This window comes from Endozoicomonas sp. 4G (assembly GCF_023822025.1).
GTDB lineage: Bacteria > Pseudomonadota > Gammaproteobacteria > Pseudomonadales > Endozoicomonadaceae > Endozoicomonas_A.
Window position 1 is genome coordinate 501,014 of sequence record NZ_CP082909.1, and the last position, 20,486, is coordinate 521,499.

General features: G+C 52.1%; 1 protein-coding gene (cut by a window edge). It reads left to right on the forward strand.

The features are described from left to right. Positions 1-20,486, forward strand: partial view of a TcdA/TcdB catalytic glycosyltransferase domain-containing protein gene (locus K7B67_RS02290; protein ID WP_252178756.1) — the 5' portion only. Its footprint extends 7,501 nt past the window's final position; the window shows 20,486 of its 27,987 coding nt (coding positions 1-20,486); it begins with the start codon at positions 1-3; its stop codon lies off the right edge, out of view.

Below are 20,486 nucleotides of genomic sequence, written 5' to 3' on the forward strand. Positions count from 1 at the left end.
ATGCCTGCCAATCTGACTGATACTAATCCTCGCAAACCTGCTCCCAAAAGACAGTGGTTGGATACCCGCGATGACTGGTTTTACTCGGCCATTGTTAATACCGATACTTTTATCATCAAGCTGTCGACAGACCGGGCCACGCCAGCACACATCAGTGCTGTAAAGACAGCCGTTGAAAGAGCCTTCTGGTTAATCGAGCGGTCGGGTTTTTTTCCTCACTATATACATCGGAATATCAGTATTATCCTGTCTGATTCTGATTTGCCGGATCAGCATATTTATTATGACGACGATGGCGTGACATTGTTAATCGGGCAATCGATCGGAGCTGACCGGCTCGTCGCCACCTTGCTAAAAAATATGGCAATGGTCGTTTATGAGGCCTGTGACCCCAATAACTTCTGGTCAGAATTTCAGGTGCGCCAATATGGTTCTACAGAAAATGGTGGCGTTTTAATCCCGTCCCCCATCAACCAAACGGATGATGTGGTTTCTGCTATAGCCACTCAAACACAGCTCGACTTTATCTCTGAAACGCTGGCTGCCAAATGGTTGAATCAGAAAGTACCACCGGCTTCACTCTATTGGCTGAAGTCTTTGCTTCCCGGTCTGTTCAATGCCCCAAAAAATCCTGATAAGCCGCCAACCCCTCTAAGTGCCGAATTGCAAGCCAGGCACTGGCATTCTAAAAACGACCTTGGTCAAACACTTGCCAGGCTCAAAAGCGAGGAGATCCCTTCAACAGGCAATGTTACCAGACCCGTGCCTGACAGTTATTTTTCCTTCACGCCCGTCGCTCCCCTTTTGCGAATCAACGAGACAATAGCCTGTCCTGCTTTTGGCGAAGGTTACCGCACCGAGGTTAACGGAACGGAGATAGCGGTCAGGGTATATCCCCAGGGCGACGCCGCTCCGTCACTGAGGCTGGTGGACATCACCCTTGATGCGGAAGGCTATCATTCGCTGGGTTACAAGGATCCGGCACAAACGCTCCAGCGACTGGTTTTTGACCTTGATAAACTGGCAGGACTGTTTCTACACGGTGGTTTTAACCGGCAGTTGCTGACCTTTCTTCAGGGACTTCAGATTGCCAGTAATCCGACTGGCCCGGACAACAAGATCCCTCTTATCAAGGCAGAGTCCGACCGATTATTTATTGACAGTGACGCAACTTTCACAAACGACAGTCAACCACTGGTTCGTCTGGGAGCCGCCGATCTTTCCCGGCACTCTGACGAGGCTCTTGGGCACGGCCTGTCATCCCTGTTGGTACCTGCATGGCGAAAAACCCTGACCGACAATGCCGTGGCTGTGGCCGGTATTGAACAGCTTTGGGGGATCACTGGCAACAGGCTGGAAGCACTGCAATCGCACTATGGGCTTGATGAACGTTACCAGGCCCGGCAATGGCCATCAGAGTCGGGAGACCTTTATCAGCGACTGAAAAAAAATGATGAGGCGCTACAGGGTGAACAAGAGGATGAACAACAGGATGAAAACGATAGCCTATTGGAGCTGGAGCAGGCACCGCTCCTGAACAACACTACCAGCAGTGTCCGGGGCAGATTCCTTACCCTCAAGGCTCTGGGTGACAGGGTAGGGGTTTACCTGACGCCGGACTACCTGACCCGTTCCAGTAACCAGACCCTCACCAGTGACCTGCGGCAACTGGTGGATGCCAGTGACCTGTTCAGACAGCGGTTGAACAACACCAACGCGGTACAGATGCTGTCGGGCAACATAACAATCCCTGTAAGACCTGACACCCTTGGCGATATACACGACCAGGGTTTACTGAAAATCCCCCCCGATGAGCACAACAGGACGATCCCCGGAGAGTATGTCAGTTTAATTATCCCCGGTCGCAATGGCGCGTCCTCCGCCAGTCAGTCCGGCCCACTGACTTACCTGCCCATTGAGCATGGTACGAATAATGACACTGTCCATGATCTTGCTTCGGTTAACCAGACAGTTAATAACGGCACCTTCACGATTATCCCTTTTGATCCGGATGAGGGGGATTTTCCCTACGGTTCCGGGTGGATGTCAGGTTATCTTTCGTTCTTTTACCAGCTGGGGGAGGCATTGCGGCTGGCGCTCGGGCTGGCGCCAGAAGAAGATACCAATGCGGCCAAAAACCGGATTCGTGCTGAGCTTGGTTTGCCACGGCACTATCTCGAACAGGACTATCTCGAACAGGACTATCTCGAACAGGACTATCTCGAACAGGACAAACTGCCGTTACCGGTAGTGAACCCCCGTCAGGTGATGCTAAAAGAAACCCTGCCCGTACAGGTAAGGTTTAATCAAACGACAGTGACAGACACCAGAAAATCCATATCCCTGGCAGTGACCGGGTACGGGTCTCTGGGGCGTCATCTGGAACTGAAGGCAGAGCCCGACGGGAACGGTACCTATCGTCTGCAACTGGTTGCCATTGGCCCAATGACGGCACTTGATAACTCACTGCCTCTCCCTCTGTGGCGCTATAACGCAGTGATCAGACCGGTGGCAAAGCGCAGGGTTCGCCGGTCCGATTCTGATCCTGATTCTGCTGGAGGTCAGGGCCTGAAATTAATTGACAAACTGATTCCTGACTCCGACGCGTTCCTAAAGAAATTTGCGCCGTTATTACACTACCAACGCGCCGCAAACGACGACTTGGACGCACGTTTTGAAGATCTGCTCGAGGCTTTTGTCAAGCTTGACAGTTCTCGCCATGAGCAGACTCCATCTACTTTCGCTTTGGTATTAGGGGTCTACGATCAACTCATTGACCTGACCGAGAACCACCCGCTGGAAACCGGTGAAAAGTTTGCGAAACTGGCTACAGACATCCAGAGCTGGATTGAATCCAGCATGGTGCCAGTCCCTGAAAAGCTGCATTTTGTCAGCATTAGCCCAACGGTCGGGGAGCTGAACCGTATCTGGTTATGGATTGCCGCCAATGCAAAGTCCGATTTACAAATAACCCTCTGGTCCGACCCGGACGCAATGCTCACTGCTCTGCTTACCAATGCCCTCAAAAAAGCAGTAATCAGTCAATTAACCAGTCAATCCAGTCCCAGTGATCCGTCTAATTTTGACTCGGATTTAATGGAAGGATTCATGAAGCTGCAAGACCAGGCCTGGAAATTCATAGAGTCAGACATGAAACAGGGTCAGGGATTTGATCTGGCGGTGAAGAATTTTCTGGTGCGCCACCTCAACCATAAATCATCGGATATTGATGAGATAAAAAACCAAATGATGAATGCCTACCGGCGATTTAAACAGAAGGTAGAGTCTTCTTATCCCGGTGCGAAGTTTTCCCGCGAGGATATTAAAACGGTTTGGGCCGATGCTTACGGAGAAGAGGGAGATAAGGCCAAAGGTTACTATTTGAGAGAGCTGGGGTTACGTGGTAACAAGCCTGCAGCCAGTGCGCTGGTGAAAAGCAGGGTGCTTGGCACTCTCGGTGGTGTTTATTCTGATACGTTCCTTTCGCCGGTCATTAATAAGGATCTTTTCAAGGGTATTGATTTCTCTGACGTCAGCATTACCGATTGGAGCAGGGTAATGACGGTACAGGTACAGCTTGTCATCCAACAGCTTGGCAAAGCATTCCTTCCTGATGACCAAGACCCTGCCATTGAACAAAGGGTTGCAGACGATCTTGCCTGGTTCGGTAAAAAATACCCCCGGTTAAAGAATGACATCGAGCAGCGTTTGGCGAGTGCTGATCCCTCGCAACTGTTTGAACCTCTGGGAGAAGTTAAAATTATTCCCGGTACGATCGACCTGCCACTAAAAAACATGCAAAGTCGTTTTTTTTCAGTATCACAGGGCGACCCGACCATGAAGGCGGTCGAAAACAGCCTCTTATTAAAATACCAGACGATTGATCAATATAAATTGCCAAGCGTAACAGATTGGAAATCTATCCAGGATACAAAAACGTTTTTCACCAAAGCAGGAATTGATACCCCGAAATTGGCTTATTATCGACTCGGTGGTGTATGGAAATTTTCGGAAGGCTACCAATTACTGAATGGTGATGACGCGTTGTCAGCAAGCAATAGTGCAGTAGATTGGACTGAAAGCCATAGAGCTTTACTTGATTATCTTCTATTGCCTTCCGGGACACGTTATACCATTTCCAGCGAAACAGAAGCTTTCTGGTATCACGAAAACGACATCACAAACTATATTAAGACGGATCCGCAGAGCACAAGCCAATACAGCCAACAACTGATTATCCAGCTGGATCCTGCTGATAATAACCCGATCAGCAGGGCGTGCCGTTACCTGTTTCGCAAATATAAAAATCACCAGCAAACTTATAACTCAATCCGTTGGCTGGTCATTGATAATGATGATTGGTTAGATGGAGAGACAGGCGCAAAGGTCAACAAGGTCGATATTGGCAGGTTTCTGGACAGTGAAAGCCGAATTCATGTGGTAGGCCTGGGTAACTCCGGGAGCGGGAAATTTACCCTGAGCGGTCAAACCGCGTCGGAACTATCAAAAAAAATCAATGAATTGACCGGTGATACCCCGGTTAAAACCATTAACCTGATTGGCTCAGGCATTGACGACAATGGTCTTGTCAGTCAGTACCTGAAAGAAACCCTGGGAGCAACAAAAACCTCAGCAGTGACTGCCCGTGACGGTCTTTTAAGAGTCGATATCTGGGGTCGCCTGTGGGTTGGCCTGCTCTCTGACTCGGGTCTGGCGACCTGGTCACTGGCCGACAGCTCTGACAAGCTGAAAGCCTTTCGCATAAGTAACGGTGAAATCAAAGTCGAACGCTTGTCCGCAAAAGACACATTGGCTGAAGGTGCCATCAGACTCCGCCAGCTGCCCTCTGTTTTGTCAGAGAACAGCGGGTTGCTGGGGCCAAGCAATCCTGATGATCTGGTGCCGACCCTGACCATGTTCAAGCACAGTCTGGAGCCGCATCTGCTGGGTGTTCTCGAGCCGAATGATTTAGCAGAGCTGGAGAGGATAATCACAAAATTTGACCAACAGCGTCAGGACGGAACGGTTCTTGGAAAATACATGCTTGTCTATCGGATGCAGAAAAAACTGCCCAGAATTCTTCCTGGTGGCGCTGCGATCTCTCACCTGGCCGCGACAATAAACCAGTACCTGCTGGATGCTTTGGTCGAGGTACCTGAAAAGCTTAACTTTATCTGGATTGGTCGTCTCAACGAAGGTGTTAAAGCCCATCTCAAGGTCTGGGCCAAGATGGTTTCTTCCTGGCCGCTAACGCTCTGGTACGACCCGCAAGCGTTGCTGGCGCCGGTGCTTGCCCGGGAAATACGTAACGCTGTTGCCGCTGAGAAAATACCCGAAGCATTTCTGGCAGAAGCAAGTAGCAAACATGAATTTTTGGCACGTATTTTTCAGCTACAAGATCTGGCCTACAGCACTATAAAAAATGGCATTGCCCGGGGCAAAACCTTCGACGACATGGCAAAGGTATTTTTAGTCAAACACTTGGGTATGGATCGAGGAGAATTAGCACAAATACAAAGACAAAGCCTGAAGGAATTCACGGATTTTGCCAATGAACTGACCAGGCTTCGGGGCAACCCCGGATCCGGGGGATTCACACTGGCCGATATCAACCAGCTCTGGCAGGCAGGCAATGAAGCCAGCCTGAAAAAGTGGTACGAGAAAGAGCTTGGGCTGAGGGCGCTTTTAGCAGCAGCATCGGACCTGATAAGAGTAGATCTGCTTATTAAAGATAAGAGTGAGGGAGGTGTCTATTTGGATGTCGACTCGCTACCTCCTTATAATCAAAATTTGTTTAAACACATTAACCCTCCGGAAAATCTTTTAATTGAAGGCCAGCTGAATAATTTAATTAACCATTTGATTATGGAGTATTTAAGTGAGCCAGGGCCGGAACAACTTTTTCCTAAAAGGAATCCTGATCCAGAAGTACAGGAGAAATATAATCAACTAAAGGAAAAGTACCCTGGTTTTACCAAGGCTGTTCAAGAGGCCATAGCCAATCATAAAAACAAAAAAGAGCCTCTTTTCGTTTTTCCAGAATCGATCAGGGCTATTCCTGGCTCAGCAGAAATAACCTTAGTCTTTGCAAAAGTGGTCGAGCCCAGAAATAGTTTAATTATTGCGCCACGGGACAGCCAGGTTCTCAAGACAGTTAAGCAAGAAATGATAAAACGGCATCAGTTGATTGAACGTTTAAACATAGACAATCCATCAAAACTTTATAGTTCCGATCCCGATGAAATCAAGGCATCAGTTATCAATGAATTGGGAATCAGTCGAACAGCCGCCGGTTTTTTTATTTCATATCGGACTGATGGAATACTGCATGGATCCGGCTCGACGTTGCAGCTATCAGGGCCAAGTGTGTTTCGTGATGTCATGAAGCAATATTTCGATGCTTATTTTTCAGGAGAGGAAATTCTTGATTACGAACAAAAGTCCTATTTCACACAAATTAATCCATTAGCAAAGATTGATATAGTCAGTTTGGAAACGGATGAAGAGGCCAGTAGCTGGGTCGCCACTGCTGATAAAACCGTGCGTTATGCCCTGACCGATGAGGCAGACAGCCAGTATGGAAACCAGATTATTCTTCAGCTGGGTAACAGCGACAATGAAGCCAAAGCCAGCCTTTACCTGAAGAAAAAATACCAGCCCTATTTCAGCTGGCATATACGACTGGAGCCGGATGGAACCCTGATTAATCCGGGAACAGGCCGTAACATTGAGCTCAGGATATTGCGAGCCGGTTTCATTAAAGACGACACACGTATTATTGTTGTTGGTCATGGTAGTGAGGGTAGCAAGGCTGGCTTGGGCCTGTTTGGCAAACAGGCGGATTCCAAAGAGTTTCTCCTGGGCGGGAAGACGGTTAGCCAATTGGCCGATGTGCTCAAGCGCATAACCGGTGGGCAATATGTCAACACCATCAGTTTGGTTGGCTGTGGCGCTGCTGCCAGCGGGGAGCGTTACCCTGTGGAAGAGTTCGCCAGGAGACTGTTTGGTAAAATACGGACAAAACGAATCACTGCCCGCAATGCCCTGGTGGCGGTGGATATGCTTGGGCGTAAATGGACCGGCTCCTTACCCACCGGCGGCGCTGTCCTCTGGTCACAGTCAGACCATCGCGTCAAGCTGGTGCTTGAGAAAGACGAACAGGGGCGGTTAATGACCCGCCAGCTACCGGTTGAAAAAGGGCTGGTGAAAAAACTCCGGAATTTGCCCGCTTTGCCCCTCGGCAGGAATTATGCCTATCTGGGCAAGAATGACCGTCATTTCGATCAGGCCAGACGCTTACTGCTTGATACGATTATCGAAAACAATGGCAGGCAGAAACTCTCCAGGCAGAAACTCTCCGACCTGGTTGAGCATTACAACTTTCGGCTGCAACAAGTCACCCGTGACAGGTTTTCCCTTTACCGGTTGATGCCATTGCCGGTTGCCGATGCCGAACTGCCTTTTGCGCAGGCCGGGGCACAAAGAGAGCTTCAGCCAAGAGAGCTTCAGCCAAGAGAGCTTCAGCCAAGAGAGCTTCACTTAAGCGCCTTTGTCCGCGCAGATTCAGTCGGTGATCCGTTTTCGGGGGTTGGCTTGCTGGCCTATGGTAACCCTTTTGCCCAGGAGAATTTTTTTCGGACCCAGCAGGCGGGGTATCGACTGGCCCGGCAAGTCGCAAGCCCACCATCCAACGCTATGGCAACATTGTTTACCCGCCTGCTGCTTGGGTCTTTACAGGACATTGTCGCACCCGGTGGCCATGACATAGATCCGTTCCGGGTCTCCAGCCCTGATCTGCTGGTTTCGGTATTGGGAAAAGATGACCTGTTTGCTCTTTATGCTCACAAGTTACGAAATGACTTTTACGAATTGGCCCAGCAGTACGTCAAGACTTTGAGAGAGTTATCGGGTGACTTTCTGGCCGACAAACTGGTGGCAAAAAAAGTGCCGGGACTGAACGCCAGAAAAAAACAGTTTCAAAACACCCTTTTGCTTGGGGTTAAAAAAAGGCTGAAGCGCCAACCGGATGGTAAGGTCAGTTTCACTGATCCTGTGTCTCTGTCAAATAGAGAGTCTTTTGATGGCGACAAACCCGGCAAATACCTGCCTGTTGTCGCCAACCCTTCGGGCGAAACTTATGTTCTGGTGAGCGTGCCAGAGTTCAACAGCGGGGTTTTTCCGGACAGTCTGCGCAATATCCTGTTTATGCTCCAGTCCTCAGGCCCGCTGGGGAAGCGTGATGCCCAGACGCTGATCAAGACCATTGAGTCAGCCTATTCCCATCGCTCACTCTCCCCGCCAGAACAGCAGCTCGATGAAAAAATAGCCCGACTGCCGCTGGCCGATGTGGTCACACTGGCCAATGAAATTGATCACTTCGACACCGGGCACAGGGCGGCCCAAAGCCTGATGCCAAAACTCTTGTCGCGTCTGGTAGCCAGCGTAGTCACCACGCTGAAAAACGGTGACAAACCCAGTCGCCAGCAGAAGCTCCTGATCGCGGAGTTGTCCAGCCGACTTCCCGACGACAACAGCGGCTTCAGGGTTCCGCTTAAGGAAAACCCTGAACACCGGGCTTATCTGGACCCGTCCCTGCCTTACGACGAAGATCACTATTCTTCCTCACAGACCGTTCTGGGGGCTCGTTCGCCCTTTTCTATCTCTGCCATTGATCATAATGCTTATCGCTCCCAGCTGCGTGAGCTGGCGCAATTGGATGAGCCACCAAAAGGACTGGAGGATGTGATTGGCTATTTCAATAAACCGAATGAATTCATCGATAGTCTTTTGCTCTGGCGCAAATGGCAGAAAGATAATGGTTTGGAGACGATCAGTCCGCTCGTTGATATCCGGCTGGAATCAGACCGCCTGACCTGGGACAGTCGGATGATTATCTGGCAGCGGGAAAAAGATGAGCCTGTTATGATTCGGGTCGGGCTTGCTGATGTACGACCAGGTTTGTCTAACACCCGCCTTGCCCGGGTACTGACTCAATCCTACGGATTGGCTCTGCTCCTGCAACTGCAAGCAAAGCAGGTACCCCTCTCTGTTATCGTCAGGGCTATGGAAATATGGGAAACGGATTACCCTCTTTTTCTGGTTGGCCGTTACGGTTATGACAATGGTCTGAAACTGCGGCGACTGCCCAATGACAGTGATCCGGTTTATCAGCTGCTGGTCACTCACAGTAACGATCATGATCTTAAGTTTGCCCGGGGCACTGTGGATGATTTCCATTTGGCATTGGAGGGATTGTTCAGGGAAGAGCGTCTTGCCCATTCGGTCAGAACCGTTATTAATCACCTCGAAAAAAACCCGGAGACCTCTGTCGATACTTTTGTGCAGGGTCTGGTGGATATACACACAGATTATTGGAAAAAGATGCAGGTTTCGCACCTGCGTTCTGCACTGGAGTTGCAGAAAGCGGACTACCGGATGCTGGAAAAACGCATAACCAGCTCCGGTTTACCCCCTAAAGACAGGGACAAGTTGTTGTCAGGTCTGGGTGCTATGCAAAAGCTGCCAGACAAAATTCCGTACGCTGGCAAAACGTTTTCTTCTTTCATGGACGTCTATGGTCGTAAAATCAAGCCGGACAGCCCCGGATTTATTTCAGAAATCCTACCAGATACCTATGGTGGTAAAGGTTCGCAGCCGAAGATCGCGATCTTGTTCTCTGGTCAATTTATCAAATATGTTCAGGTAAACGATATTCCTTTAAAACAGCTGTTTTTATTGCGGAATGAAGTTATCGGAGTTCTTCAAATGCTTAAAGAAACCTCTAAATTCGAGGGTTTTTCCAATGCATTGAATGAAGGACGGAGCCAAGTCTTTGGAGATCTCCAGGCTCTGGTGAATCAGGGTGTTATAGATGCTTCTGCCGGTAAAAACTTTGACCAGGTCAAAATACCTGGCTCTGTCCGGCTATTACTGGTGCCCATTCCCCCCGGTTCATCCGGCACACTGCCGCCTGAGCCGGTTCTGGTGGGTAATGCCGGTAGTGTCCTGAAATTTGATCCAACCCGTTACTCCATCGCAGGTAAAACGGCTGTTGAAACACATTACATTATGGCAAGCCTGATCAGTCAGTTTGTTGTTGCATCGTATAAGTTAAAAAAAACCGGCGGCGACTTAAAGAATTACTTGCACATCAAAAAACAAATCCTGCGTGAGCTTGAACCTTCTGTTTCAGAGATTGAGGGAAAAATAAATGTCCCAAGAATACAAAATCCCAGGCGAATCGGCATTGAGATGGAAGTGCACTATACAGAGGTAGACGGCCATGCTCCAATTAAGTTTGCAAAATCAGCCGGGATTCCTGCAGGTGCTGTTAACAATAACTACCCTTCACTGATGTTGACCACCGACACAACGACTGGTTGGAGCACTGAAAAGACAGTACTGGAAATCATTACCGGACCACAGCCCCTTTCATTTTATCGGGATAAGTCTTCAGGTTTTTATGATGCGATGGAAGCTCTAATAGACACCGTGAATAGCGCACCTGAAAATGATAAAGATGATTACACGATAAAAAATCTGGTTGATGATTACAATAGTGCATTATCAAAGGTGCGATTGGAAAAAAAATACCAGAAAGAGTTTCTTCACCATTTTGCCGTGAGGTTTCAACCAAATATTAAAGAGAAGAAGTTCTCACTGAAAACCTGGAATAAAAAAATGGGGACCTATTATCGAAGACCACAAATTAATATTTCAATTGACCTTCGTGCATTCGGAGATATAACGTCTGTCATACCTGATCTTATGGCACCGCTAAAAAATGATTTCTTAAGAAGGGTTTTTCAGCACTGTCAGTTCGGGGCCAACGAGATTTTGCAAAAGCTGAATCTGGAGCATTCTCCTTTATTAGCCTCAATGTTCACCCTGCATCTCTATAAACAGGTACTGGATAGCTCAACAGAAGAATTTTTTCGAGGCAAGCTCGGCAACACAGCGGGTGGTCCTGTCACTAAACTCGGTGGATTACCAAGATTTGCTACCGCTGACTTTATTATGTCAGTCATTTCCAGCCTGGATGCCGAGCGTCTTGATGCCGCCATCAAAGCTTACGGCCAAGGTTTTTTTTCGCTGATTGAGGAAACGGTCAATGAGCTGAACAAAAAGGGAGCGGAGGCGGAGGAGGCTGGCCGACACTGGCACGCGCCTGCAGAAAAACTAAAAGCCAGGTTAAACTCGCTGTTTGTGGATTTACTGGGTTATCGTATTAAACATGGGCGAATGCTGTTACATCATGGTTATTTGGAATATTTTCAACTTCCTCAAAGCGAAATAACATTTTTTCTTGATTCCATTGGCAAAGGTTCAAGAGTAACCATCGTCAGTCATGACAGTGGCGAGGATGGAATCCATTACTTCGCCGTCATTGAGGTCCGCAAACCCTGGGCCAAGCTCGCCAATATTGCTGTAGCCCCTCCCGACCCTGAAACGACTGCGTTTATAAAGTCAGTCCAGGATCCGGGTCTGCTGGGAACAGACCCGGACGTTGACCGGGTCTTCATTAAAAGAGCTCAATCCCTGCTCACCTCTGACACCGGAACCTGGCATTACCGGGACTGGGTAAAAGTGTCCATCCTCGACCGGCTGGTTCAACTTGACCGCGCAAAGCGGGAGCATGTGAACCGCTCCTTCGTCAGCCATCAGCGGGCAGCACCGGACGCAGCCGGGCAGGACGCACTGGGCCAGTTGCTACTGTTTACCCATCTTAAGGCAATGACCGACGGGCGATCAGAATCATCCTGGGACACCCTGGCGCAGTTGCAAAAAATAGTGTCCGTAGATTTTGACTTTCAGCGGGTGGCCGCTTACCAGCTCAATAATGACCTGCCATTGGCAACCATTGACAGCGACGCCCTGCTTGTTGCCCGCTGGCAACGGCTGGTAAAACTCAATCTGCCCGCCACTCTCTACAGACTTCTGGACTCCGGAGACGAAGATTTTATTAAAGCAGTGCTTGAGTCGGCAAAGATAGTTTCCGGGAACGGAATGTCACTGGGTCGCTTGTTTCGGGAAATGACCATCATCCTTGAACCCGAATGGCGCTCGTATCAGAGTCATCTGAATAACCATCCGCTGACCTTGACGGTGGGAATAAAGGACACTGCTTCTGATAGCCATACTGATAGCCATAAGGCTATCGCTATAGGAAAGCTGTTCGCAATAGCCCTTTTAAACCACCCCGAAGTGGTGGCACTCGGTCAGACTCAAAGGGAGTTGCGGGCGGTCTGGGGATTATCGGCAATCAGCACTGGCAGTAGCTATGGCCTGACCACAGAACTGGTACCGGTCGCTTTGCCAAAGCAGAAAGCCCCCTTGTATACACAGTTTTTGAATGGCATCGGCAGCATCAATTATAACTGGCAATTGGCTTCCGGGTCGGTCACAGATTTCGCCCGGGTTCTGTACTGGTTGTCTGCCCAGCATGATCAGGGCAGGCTGAAAGAGGCTTTTGAACGGGTTCGGAACTACCACCGTCAGCACCCCAAAGTATCTCTGGACACTTTTACCACGGCTCTGGTGCAAACACACAGGAATCTGCCTGATGAATGGGCGGGTCTGGTTCTGCGTCAGGCTATCGGGAAAGAGGGATGCACTTATCTGCAACAGGCTCTTATAGAGAAGAATGTGTCATTAACTGCCGGGCTCAATACGATGATATGGGTCGGGGCTATTGACTCGTTTTATGATGACCGTGATTCGTTCGATGGCACTACTGCATTCAAGATTGACCGCCACATATCGGTAAAACTGAGCCGTGCTTACTTTCGTTATGGTGGCACAGAGTATCTTTTATTAGTCGATGGTCTTCAGGAGTTCCTGGCAACGCCTCTGGGCAAGGATTACCTGAAGAGAATCAGGAACGATCCCGCAGCCTCATCTCAAGATCAGACCCTGAAAGTTGATGCCCCGAAAGCCGTTGCCGGAAAACAGCAAATCGTCGTTTGGTTATCACATACTGGTAAGAAAGTGGTGATTAACCCCGATGCCACCGCCAGTCAAAAAAACCGTTTGTCCAGCTTGATTCCAGTGTTTACTGCCCTGGTTAAATCCGGCTATGAACTGAACGGTGGCCGTCAGCTTGCCCCTTCAGATGTTGAAGATATTGAAAGAAAGGTTCGCCAGCAAATGGGACTGGCACCCCTGGTTCAGCTTGCCGACACCGGGAATCTGAATCTGAAAGAGGACACCGCATCTGGCCGGATCGTCCTTGAAAAAATCTACACCATTGACCAACCTGCCATACCGGAAAGCCTGCTGGCCAGAAGCCCGACAGTCGTCAATGACTCACCTTTATTCACCCTTCAATGGCGGGGTGCCGACAGTCAGCCAGGTCTGCAATTGATAACAGCCCCGCTCTCCCTGGATGAGCTGAGCAGGCACCGGCCTTTGCTGGATGCCGCTTTTCAGGCACTGGATAAAACGATCGCGACCCTGTCTGGCCCGGTTAAAAACCGGGATTTGGTCTGGCGCTTTCACGAGCAGCTTGCCAACACGGAGCCAGTAAAAAAAGACAACGCACTGGGCCGGTTAATCTTTGAAAAAATAACTTACACGGTCCACAGACCCACCGGATCGCACACCCTGATGTATCAAAGCCCGATAAAAATCGGTGGTACACCTTTGACCACCCTGAAATGGCTTGGTTCCGGACTCTACCCTGGCTTGCAACTGGTAACGCCGCCCCTTTCCCTGAGTCACCAGACCACCAACAGGGATGCGTTGGAAGCCACTTTTTACGCAGTGGACAAAATTATCTCGACGCGGCCTCAACCGCTCAGTGACCGATTCTTTCACTCAAAATTTGACGGGTATTTCAGGCACCGGCTGCCTCCTTATGTTGATGAACCGAAGACCATCTGGCAGTCAAAAAACACCGGCAAGGCAGATACCGGAATCATCCTGAGGTTTTCCTCCGGGAACCTGGATGGGCCCCTGGCTCCTGTTCTGTTTGCTGTCACTGACGGTCCTGAGAGAGAGCGGCTGCTGGCCAGTCTGCAGGCCGCCACCCGGTTCGTGAACACTGTTGCCCCGGCTTCCGGCAACGAGGCAACCCATGCCCAGTTAAGGTCGCTGTTTACCCTGTTGTTGTTCCGACTGTCGAGGGACGACCTGCCCGGGCAAGCCCTGTTTCCGGGGGTAAGGCTGGCAGACTATATCCACACCTACCTTTCCGATGGTGCCGTGACCACACTCAGTCACCACATCAACCGTGTTGGCCTGCAACCAGTCACTGACAATCTGGTCAATGAGCTTGCACAGCAGGCAGCCGGTAACCCGGACCCGCAAGCGGGTGACAGGATCAAGGACCTGCTGGGGACAGCCCTGGATTACCGCCTTGCCAACGGCGCCAGACTGCTGCCCGGCACACTGCCTGACACCTACTCGCTACCCCTGGCGGATGGCGGAAAATATCAGGAACTCTGGACCGGGCTGATGTCAGAGTACGGCACAACGCGACGGGTCTCCAAAGACGCCAATGGCCATTATCTGCTGGACGCAGCCCTGTCGCTCGAAAGCAGCAGTATGGAGCAGCTGTCTCAGTCCGATAAGTTGACGGGCGCTCTCAAACTGGCGTTAAAACCGAACTCACTGGGCCGTGATCAGGAGGTGACCCGTGCCTTTCTTGAAATGGCAATGTCCAGGATGGATACCGACTGGCCGTGGTTTTCGAGACGCTTCTCCTCATTACCGAAATTGCCGCGTCTCACCCTGGTGGCAGCACTGGGTGAACATCCTTGGAACCATCCGGAGGCCGATGTCAGGCGGCTGGCCCGTGCCTTTACCAAGATCCAGCTCGACGTTATCAATGAGCAGATTATTCAGGGTGATAACCCTGAGACACCGGCGATGTTTCGCATCAAGAGTCTGGAATCGCTCTCAGGCCAGAGCACGCTGACCACCGAAGATGGCAGCAAGGTCTATTTTCATGCGGGCTCTCTGTTGCCGGTAACCCACAAAAAGACCCCGTTACCCGATCTGGAACAGATACTGCTGAGCGGGTCACACAGTAGCCGGTTTCCCGGGTCGATTCTGGATACACGCCACAGCGGCAGACTGTACCGGCAAGCCCTGCAGGACAGCCAGCTGGCAGCCAACCGTTTCCGGGATGATGTCGAGCGGTTAATTAAAATTTTCAGTCTGGGACCGGAAAGCTATCGCCAGCGATTGCAACAGCCGCACCCGCTTGACCTGAGTGCGGGGAGGCCTGTCCACTGGCGGTTAAACCCCTATATTTTCCTGCAAGAGTCCAGCTTGCGGGTCACGGATACGGCGGTCATCATTGAGCTTGGAATGAAGCGTAACCCTTCGCTGACCCTCGAGTCCTTTGGCACAGTCGTCGACCGGTTCTATGCCCTGGGTCTGGCCAAGAGTGTCGAGGCGGTTGATGCCGCCCTGTTCCAGTCTGGCTGGCCAAAGGAGGCCGGGCAACTGGCGCGACTGGGCAACGCCATTGGTTTTGACGCTGCCCAACGATGGGTGTCCCTGCCTGCGCTGCTGAACCAGGCGAATACCCTTCATGACCTCCTGCCAGAGAACAACCGCGAGGTGATTGAAGGTCAGTCTGGCGCCATTGCTACATCCCAAGCCCCGGTAACCGATGCAGCCGGGTTTGCGCCATCGGCCTACCGGCTGGTTCACTCTGAAAGCGGGTTGCAGGTTGTCGTCATCAAGGACCCGGATGCGCCAGGCCAGAAACGCTGCCGACGCGGGGTCGGCGGGTGCGGAACCCGCCTGCTCCTGACGGGAAATCTGGCGGATCACCCTCTTTTGGACATTGACAGTACAGATATCAGTAACACCGATACCGGCAAACCCTATTACAAAGTCGAGTTCCTTACCTACCAAGGTGAGCTGCACAGGGTGCTTAGCCGTTCAGATAGCGATATCACAGCCACCCCTCTGGGCGCTGAAGTTTCCCTCCATGACAGTATCCACAATAGCGGTGGTTCCCGATCTGAGCGTGTGATTTCCGATGGCACATTGACCACAACGTCGGTGGCCGTCAAGCGTTCCGGTGGCGAGGTTTATCAGCTGCTTGCAAACGATGACGATCACTACCGCGCAATCCGCCTGCAAACCGACGACAGGCTGTTAGCCGCCTACGACAGCAGCGGGAAAACCTTGATCCCGGTGCTGGAAAAAAACGACGATGGTCAAACAGTTTATGGCTTGAAACTAAACAATGCCGCGTCAGATACAAACGGGCTGTACAAACTTAACCCAGCGGCACCGCTAGAGGAGCAACTGGCTGCCGCCCGCCGGGAAAACCACCGGCTGTCAACGGACAGTTCCGAGCTACGGACGCTGACGGGCACGGATGACAGGATAGCCGTGATCCTTACTGCCGACTATCGCCCCGGCCAGCCACTGGCGAACCAAGCCGAACGGCTGCTTTCAGAACTGAGAGTCTTTATTGCCAGCCCGGCAGGGCAGCGTCTGGTCAATGCCCTGGGGTTCCCCGACAGCTTTATCAAGCCTGCCGCTATGACTGAGCTGGACAGTAAACTGCTGCCCGGCATGAAGCCCCCCAACCCTCTGAGGCTGGTGATCAGGCTCGACAAACAGGCTCTCGCTGACCGGGTGCTACCTTATCGCCGCAAGGGCAGCGGGGACGTGAGCGGCAACAGGCTGGTAATGTTGCAGGTTGACCCTGCGGTGTTGGCCGGGCAACGCCACTCCACCAGTAATTACCTGGGGGCATTGGCCTCTGTCCTGAAGGATTTCTGTCGGGCAGCACTGGCCGGTACCGACCAGTCGGACTCACCAGCCATCGCCATGGCCTGGTTGCAGGGGAAAAAAGTCACCGGGGACCGGACGCTGCTGCAACTGGAAAATCAACTTCGCAAGCAGTTCGACCTGCTTACCGTTCAGGCCAGGGCCGCCGTCCCCGGCCCTGTTCAGGTGGTCACTGCGGCGGGCGGGATAACGACCGTGAAAACCGGCCAGCAGGTCCGCATTGTCTATAAAGCCATTGCCGAGCCCCTGTCTGGCTTTGACCAGCTGGTAGGGGATAGGGAAACCCGTCTGCTGTTTCAGCGGGTTCAGTATTTTTGTAACCAACGGGTTGACCGGTTACCCGACGCTGGTGGTTCAAGGCTGGGAAACCTCCGCTCACTGTTGACCCAGGTGGCCTGGAGTGGGCTGGTCAGCCAGGGTATGGTGATTTCGCAGCTGGCACTTCTGGCGGATCCGGCAGATGTGGTCACGGCTGTGCTCGACGCTGAGGAGCTGAAAGCACTGGCCGGAATCGACGATCTTGCCGGGCACCTTGAAGGGGTGCTGAGCGATGCCCTGAAAGAACGACGAGGCAGCACCCTCACGGCGACCAAACGACAGTCGTTGTTGACCTGGTTAAGTCGTGCAGAGACGTTACTGGCGGACGCAAAAGCGGTGCGCGATAAATGGGTCGGCCCCGGACAGCTCCCCCTTGGTAAAGATTCCAACGGCAATGTGCCGATCACCGCCGGTAGCCGGAAAACCCTTGCCCTGATAACCAGCACCGAGCGGCAACCGGTCACCCAGTTGGGTAACCAGCATCTTATTACCATTGCAAGCCAGAACGGCGCCCTGACCGCGTCGGCAGGGGATAAGCTAACCGGCTTGCTGGCACTGTTAAGACAGCAGCCGCCTGCCGGGGCGGCACTGCAGGCCGAGCTTCAGCATACCTCTGTCTCCGACCCGGACTATTACCGGGACGCGATCAAGCGCACCCTGTCACCGCTGTCCCCGCAGCAGGCTAACCATCTGGACGACACCCTTATTGAGTTGTTCAAAAAGCCATCCCTGACCGGCGCTGAGCCGCTGCTGGCGGAGTATTTTTTTCACCGGCGACTCAAGGGTCTGGAAACCACAGACCAGGCCAGGTTGCGGACCAATGCCCTGAGGGCCAATAAATGGTTTGATCTCCTGCAAAAAAATCAGCCATTGCCGCCAGGCCCCGGCAGGAAAGCCCCGACTTTCGTCACCGATACCGGGCTGGGCCGTCACCAGGCCCAGGTTCAGACCACGAACGGGCAAAAGACCTTCACGCTGGGTCGCCGGGATGATCTGGCTTTTTCCGACCGGGGTCCCGGCTACGCCCTGATCCGTAGCAAAGGTGACCGTAAGCGGATCTTTCGCGTTGAGCTTCCCGATGGCTGGCCAGACCATCGTTTGCAGATCAGTCTGGTTGCCCATCTGGAACCCTATCGCAAGCTGCAACGCGAGGGCAGTATCGGCAGTTACCAGTTACAGAACGACATTCAGCTCATTGCCCGGGGGATGGCTGAGTCACGTTTGTCGAACCTTCTTCAGGGGCTGGTGCAACCCGTCAGGGACGCGGGCATTGCCGATGATAGCCCGTTTAAAATAAGAATCATCCCCAAGCCTCTCTGGCCCCTGGTGGACAGTCGTGTCGAGGTGAGTGGGACAGGCAGCAGCATTGTCTTTTTAAAGCTGGGCACGAAGGACAGGAACAAGCCGTTTATTTTCCGGGAAACCCTGGCGAGCCTGGTTGGCGCCAGTTTGTTGAAGGTTCTTGAGGGCGGTGGTGGTGGGTCAACAGCCTTGAGCCGGTTGACAGCATTGCGCCAGCAGGTGCGGCAGCAGTTCGGGATCAATACCGGGACAGTGCCTGACGGTGAGTCACGATCCCTGGGGCTAACCCGTCAGTATGCACTGACCCCGGTGGCTGACAATCCCTCAGACACAAGCCTCTATCGGCAACTGGTCGAAGGCTATCATAACCTGCTGTTAGCTGAAGGTGATACTGAGGCCGATTACCGCCGGGCACTGACGTATTTAGAGCTTCATGATAGTGCCAGGGTTCAGGCGATAAAAGAGGCAATAAAAGAGGCAATAAAGGACAGCCTTGCTAAAGGGGAAATTAAAGCCAGCGTCAGTGAGCGCACTCTTTTCAACAAGGTCGTCAATGATAAACAATCCTCAGCTCCCCTGATCCCAGATGCCGATTTTGATAATACCATCGCCCCTTATATTCCCCCGCCCCCCGACTCTGAGCTGATCAACGCGGATTACCGGGCCTTCTGGAGTGCCGGTTCCGGCATGGAATCCCTGCTTAACGCCAGGCTGCTGGGGTTAAGTCGGGTGGCGGCAAAAAACTTTTTCGGGCCAAAAGTCGTTACCAGCGCTTACCTGAAGTCACTGCTGGTTCATTTTATCTACTGGAAGATGGATCAGGTCCTGGGTAGCAACGGCCAGCCAGCCAGCCAGATACACCTGGGAGTTACCGATGCCGTAACGGCCATACTGCCTGACAGCGACATCAATGAAATCGCAAACCTTAAGAATTCGAGGACACCCACAGTTACTGCATTGGAAAAAGCCTGCACTTTTGTTGCCCAGGGACTGGGCTGGGAGCGTTTTGACACTGGCCTGCTGGCCAATATGAAGCAAGATGTGGACACCGTATTCAAAGAGGCAGTAGAACTGCGGCAGCGCGTCGGAAGGCCATTCCAGTTGCCTGTTAATACGCAGGACGCCCAGATTAAAGAGCCAACGTCTGTGCAGGCTTTAGTGGGGCAGGGTACGATCATTGAAACCACCGCCAGCAGCCCCCGTCATATGGTTATGGCAGACGGTAAAAGGCGTTACCTGAAAATAACCCCGTCGGGCCCGGGCAATCCTTTCCCGCTCATGTCACCCCAGTCACAAGATGCTCTGAAGACTCTGTTACGGCGGCCCCTTAATCCGGGTAAAAGTGCTTCGGGCACCGAGGCTTACCTGACACAGCTGGCACGCCATTATGAGACTTTCAGTGAACTGAAGGACATTGACATGACAGGCCAGGTCAATGCCGCTATTGACAAGATGGACGATGCCAGCCGCCAGCAGTTTACAGAGGGTTTCCGGCAATATGCCCAGCAGTCAGCCATCCCGGCAGGTCTGGCCGAAACCATCGCCGGGAAGTTACTGGTGGCAGAGGTCAGCGCCCTGGGTTCCCTGCCTGAAAATATTTCTACCGGGCTTTATCAGCGGCTTAACGGACTGCTGAACCTGACCGGGAAAAAGGCATTTTCGCTGACCTCTGGCGACCTGACGATCAGGGTGCTGACCGACCCCTCAATGACCGCCGATGCCTCCTACCTGATGCCTGCCCAGCGCACACTGGTGCTGGGCAATGGCGACGCTGACAGTCCGCTGACCGCCGCGGCAGCACTGGCTTTGGTGCAAGCCGCCCAAGCACAGAAACCAGAGGATAAGACAAAAACATTCCTGGCCCTGCAACAGAAGCGGATCAGGCTACCCGAGGGCATAGGCAGCCTGTCCCCAGAATTGCTGGTCAGTGAGTTCACGGTCAAGGAAGGCAAGCTGACGCTCTCCGGCTTGCTGGAACGCCTGACTAGCTTTATCGGAATGGCGGACAGGCTGAAGCGGGAAAGTTCCTCCGAAGCCCGCACTCTGGCCAGAGATATTCGCCAGAATGTGGCCGACAGCATTGCCGCACTCAGAAGTGATATCGATTT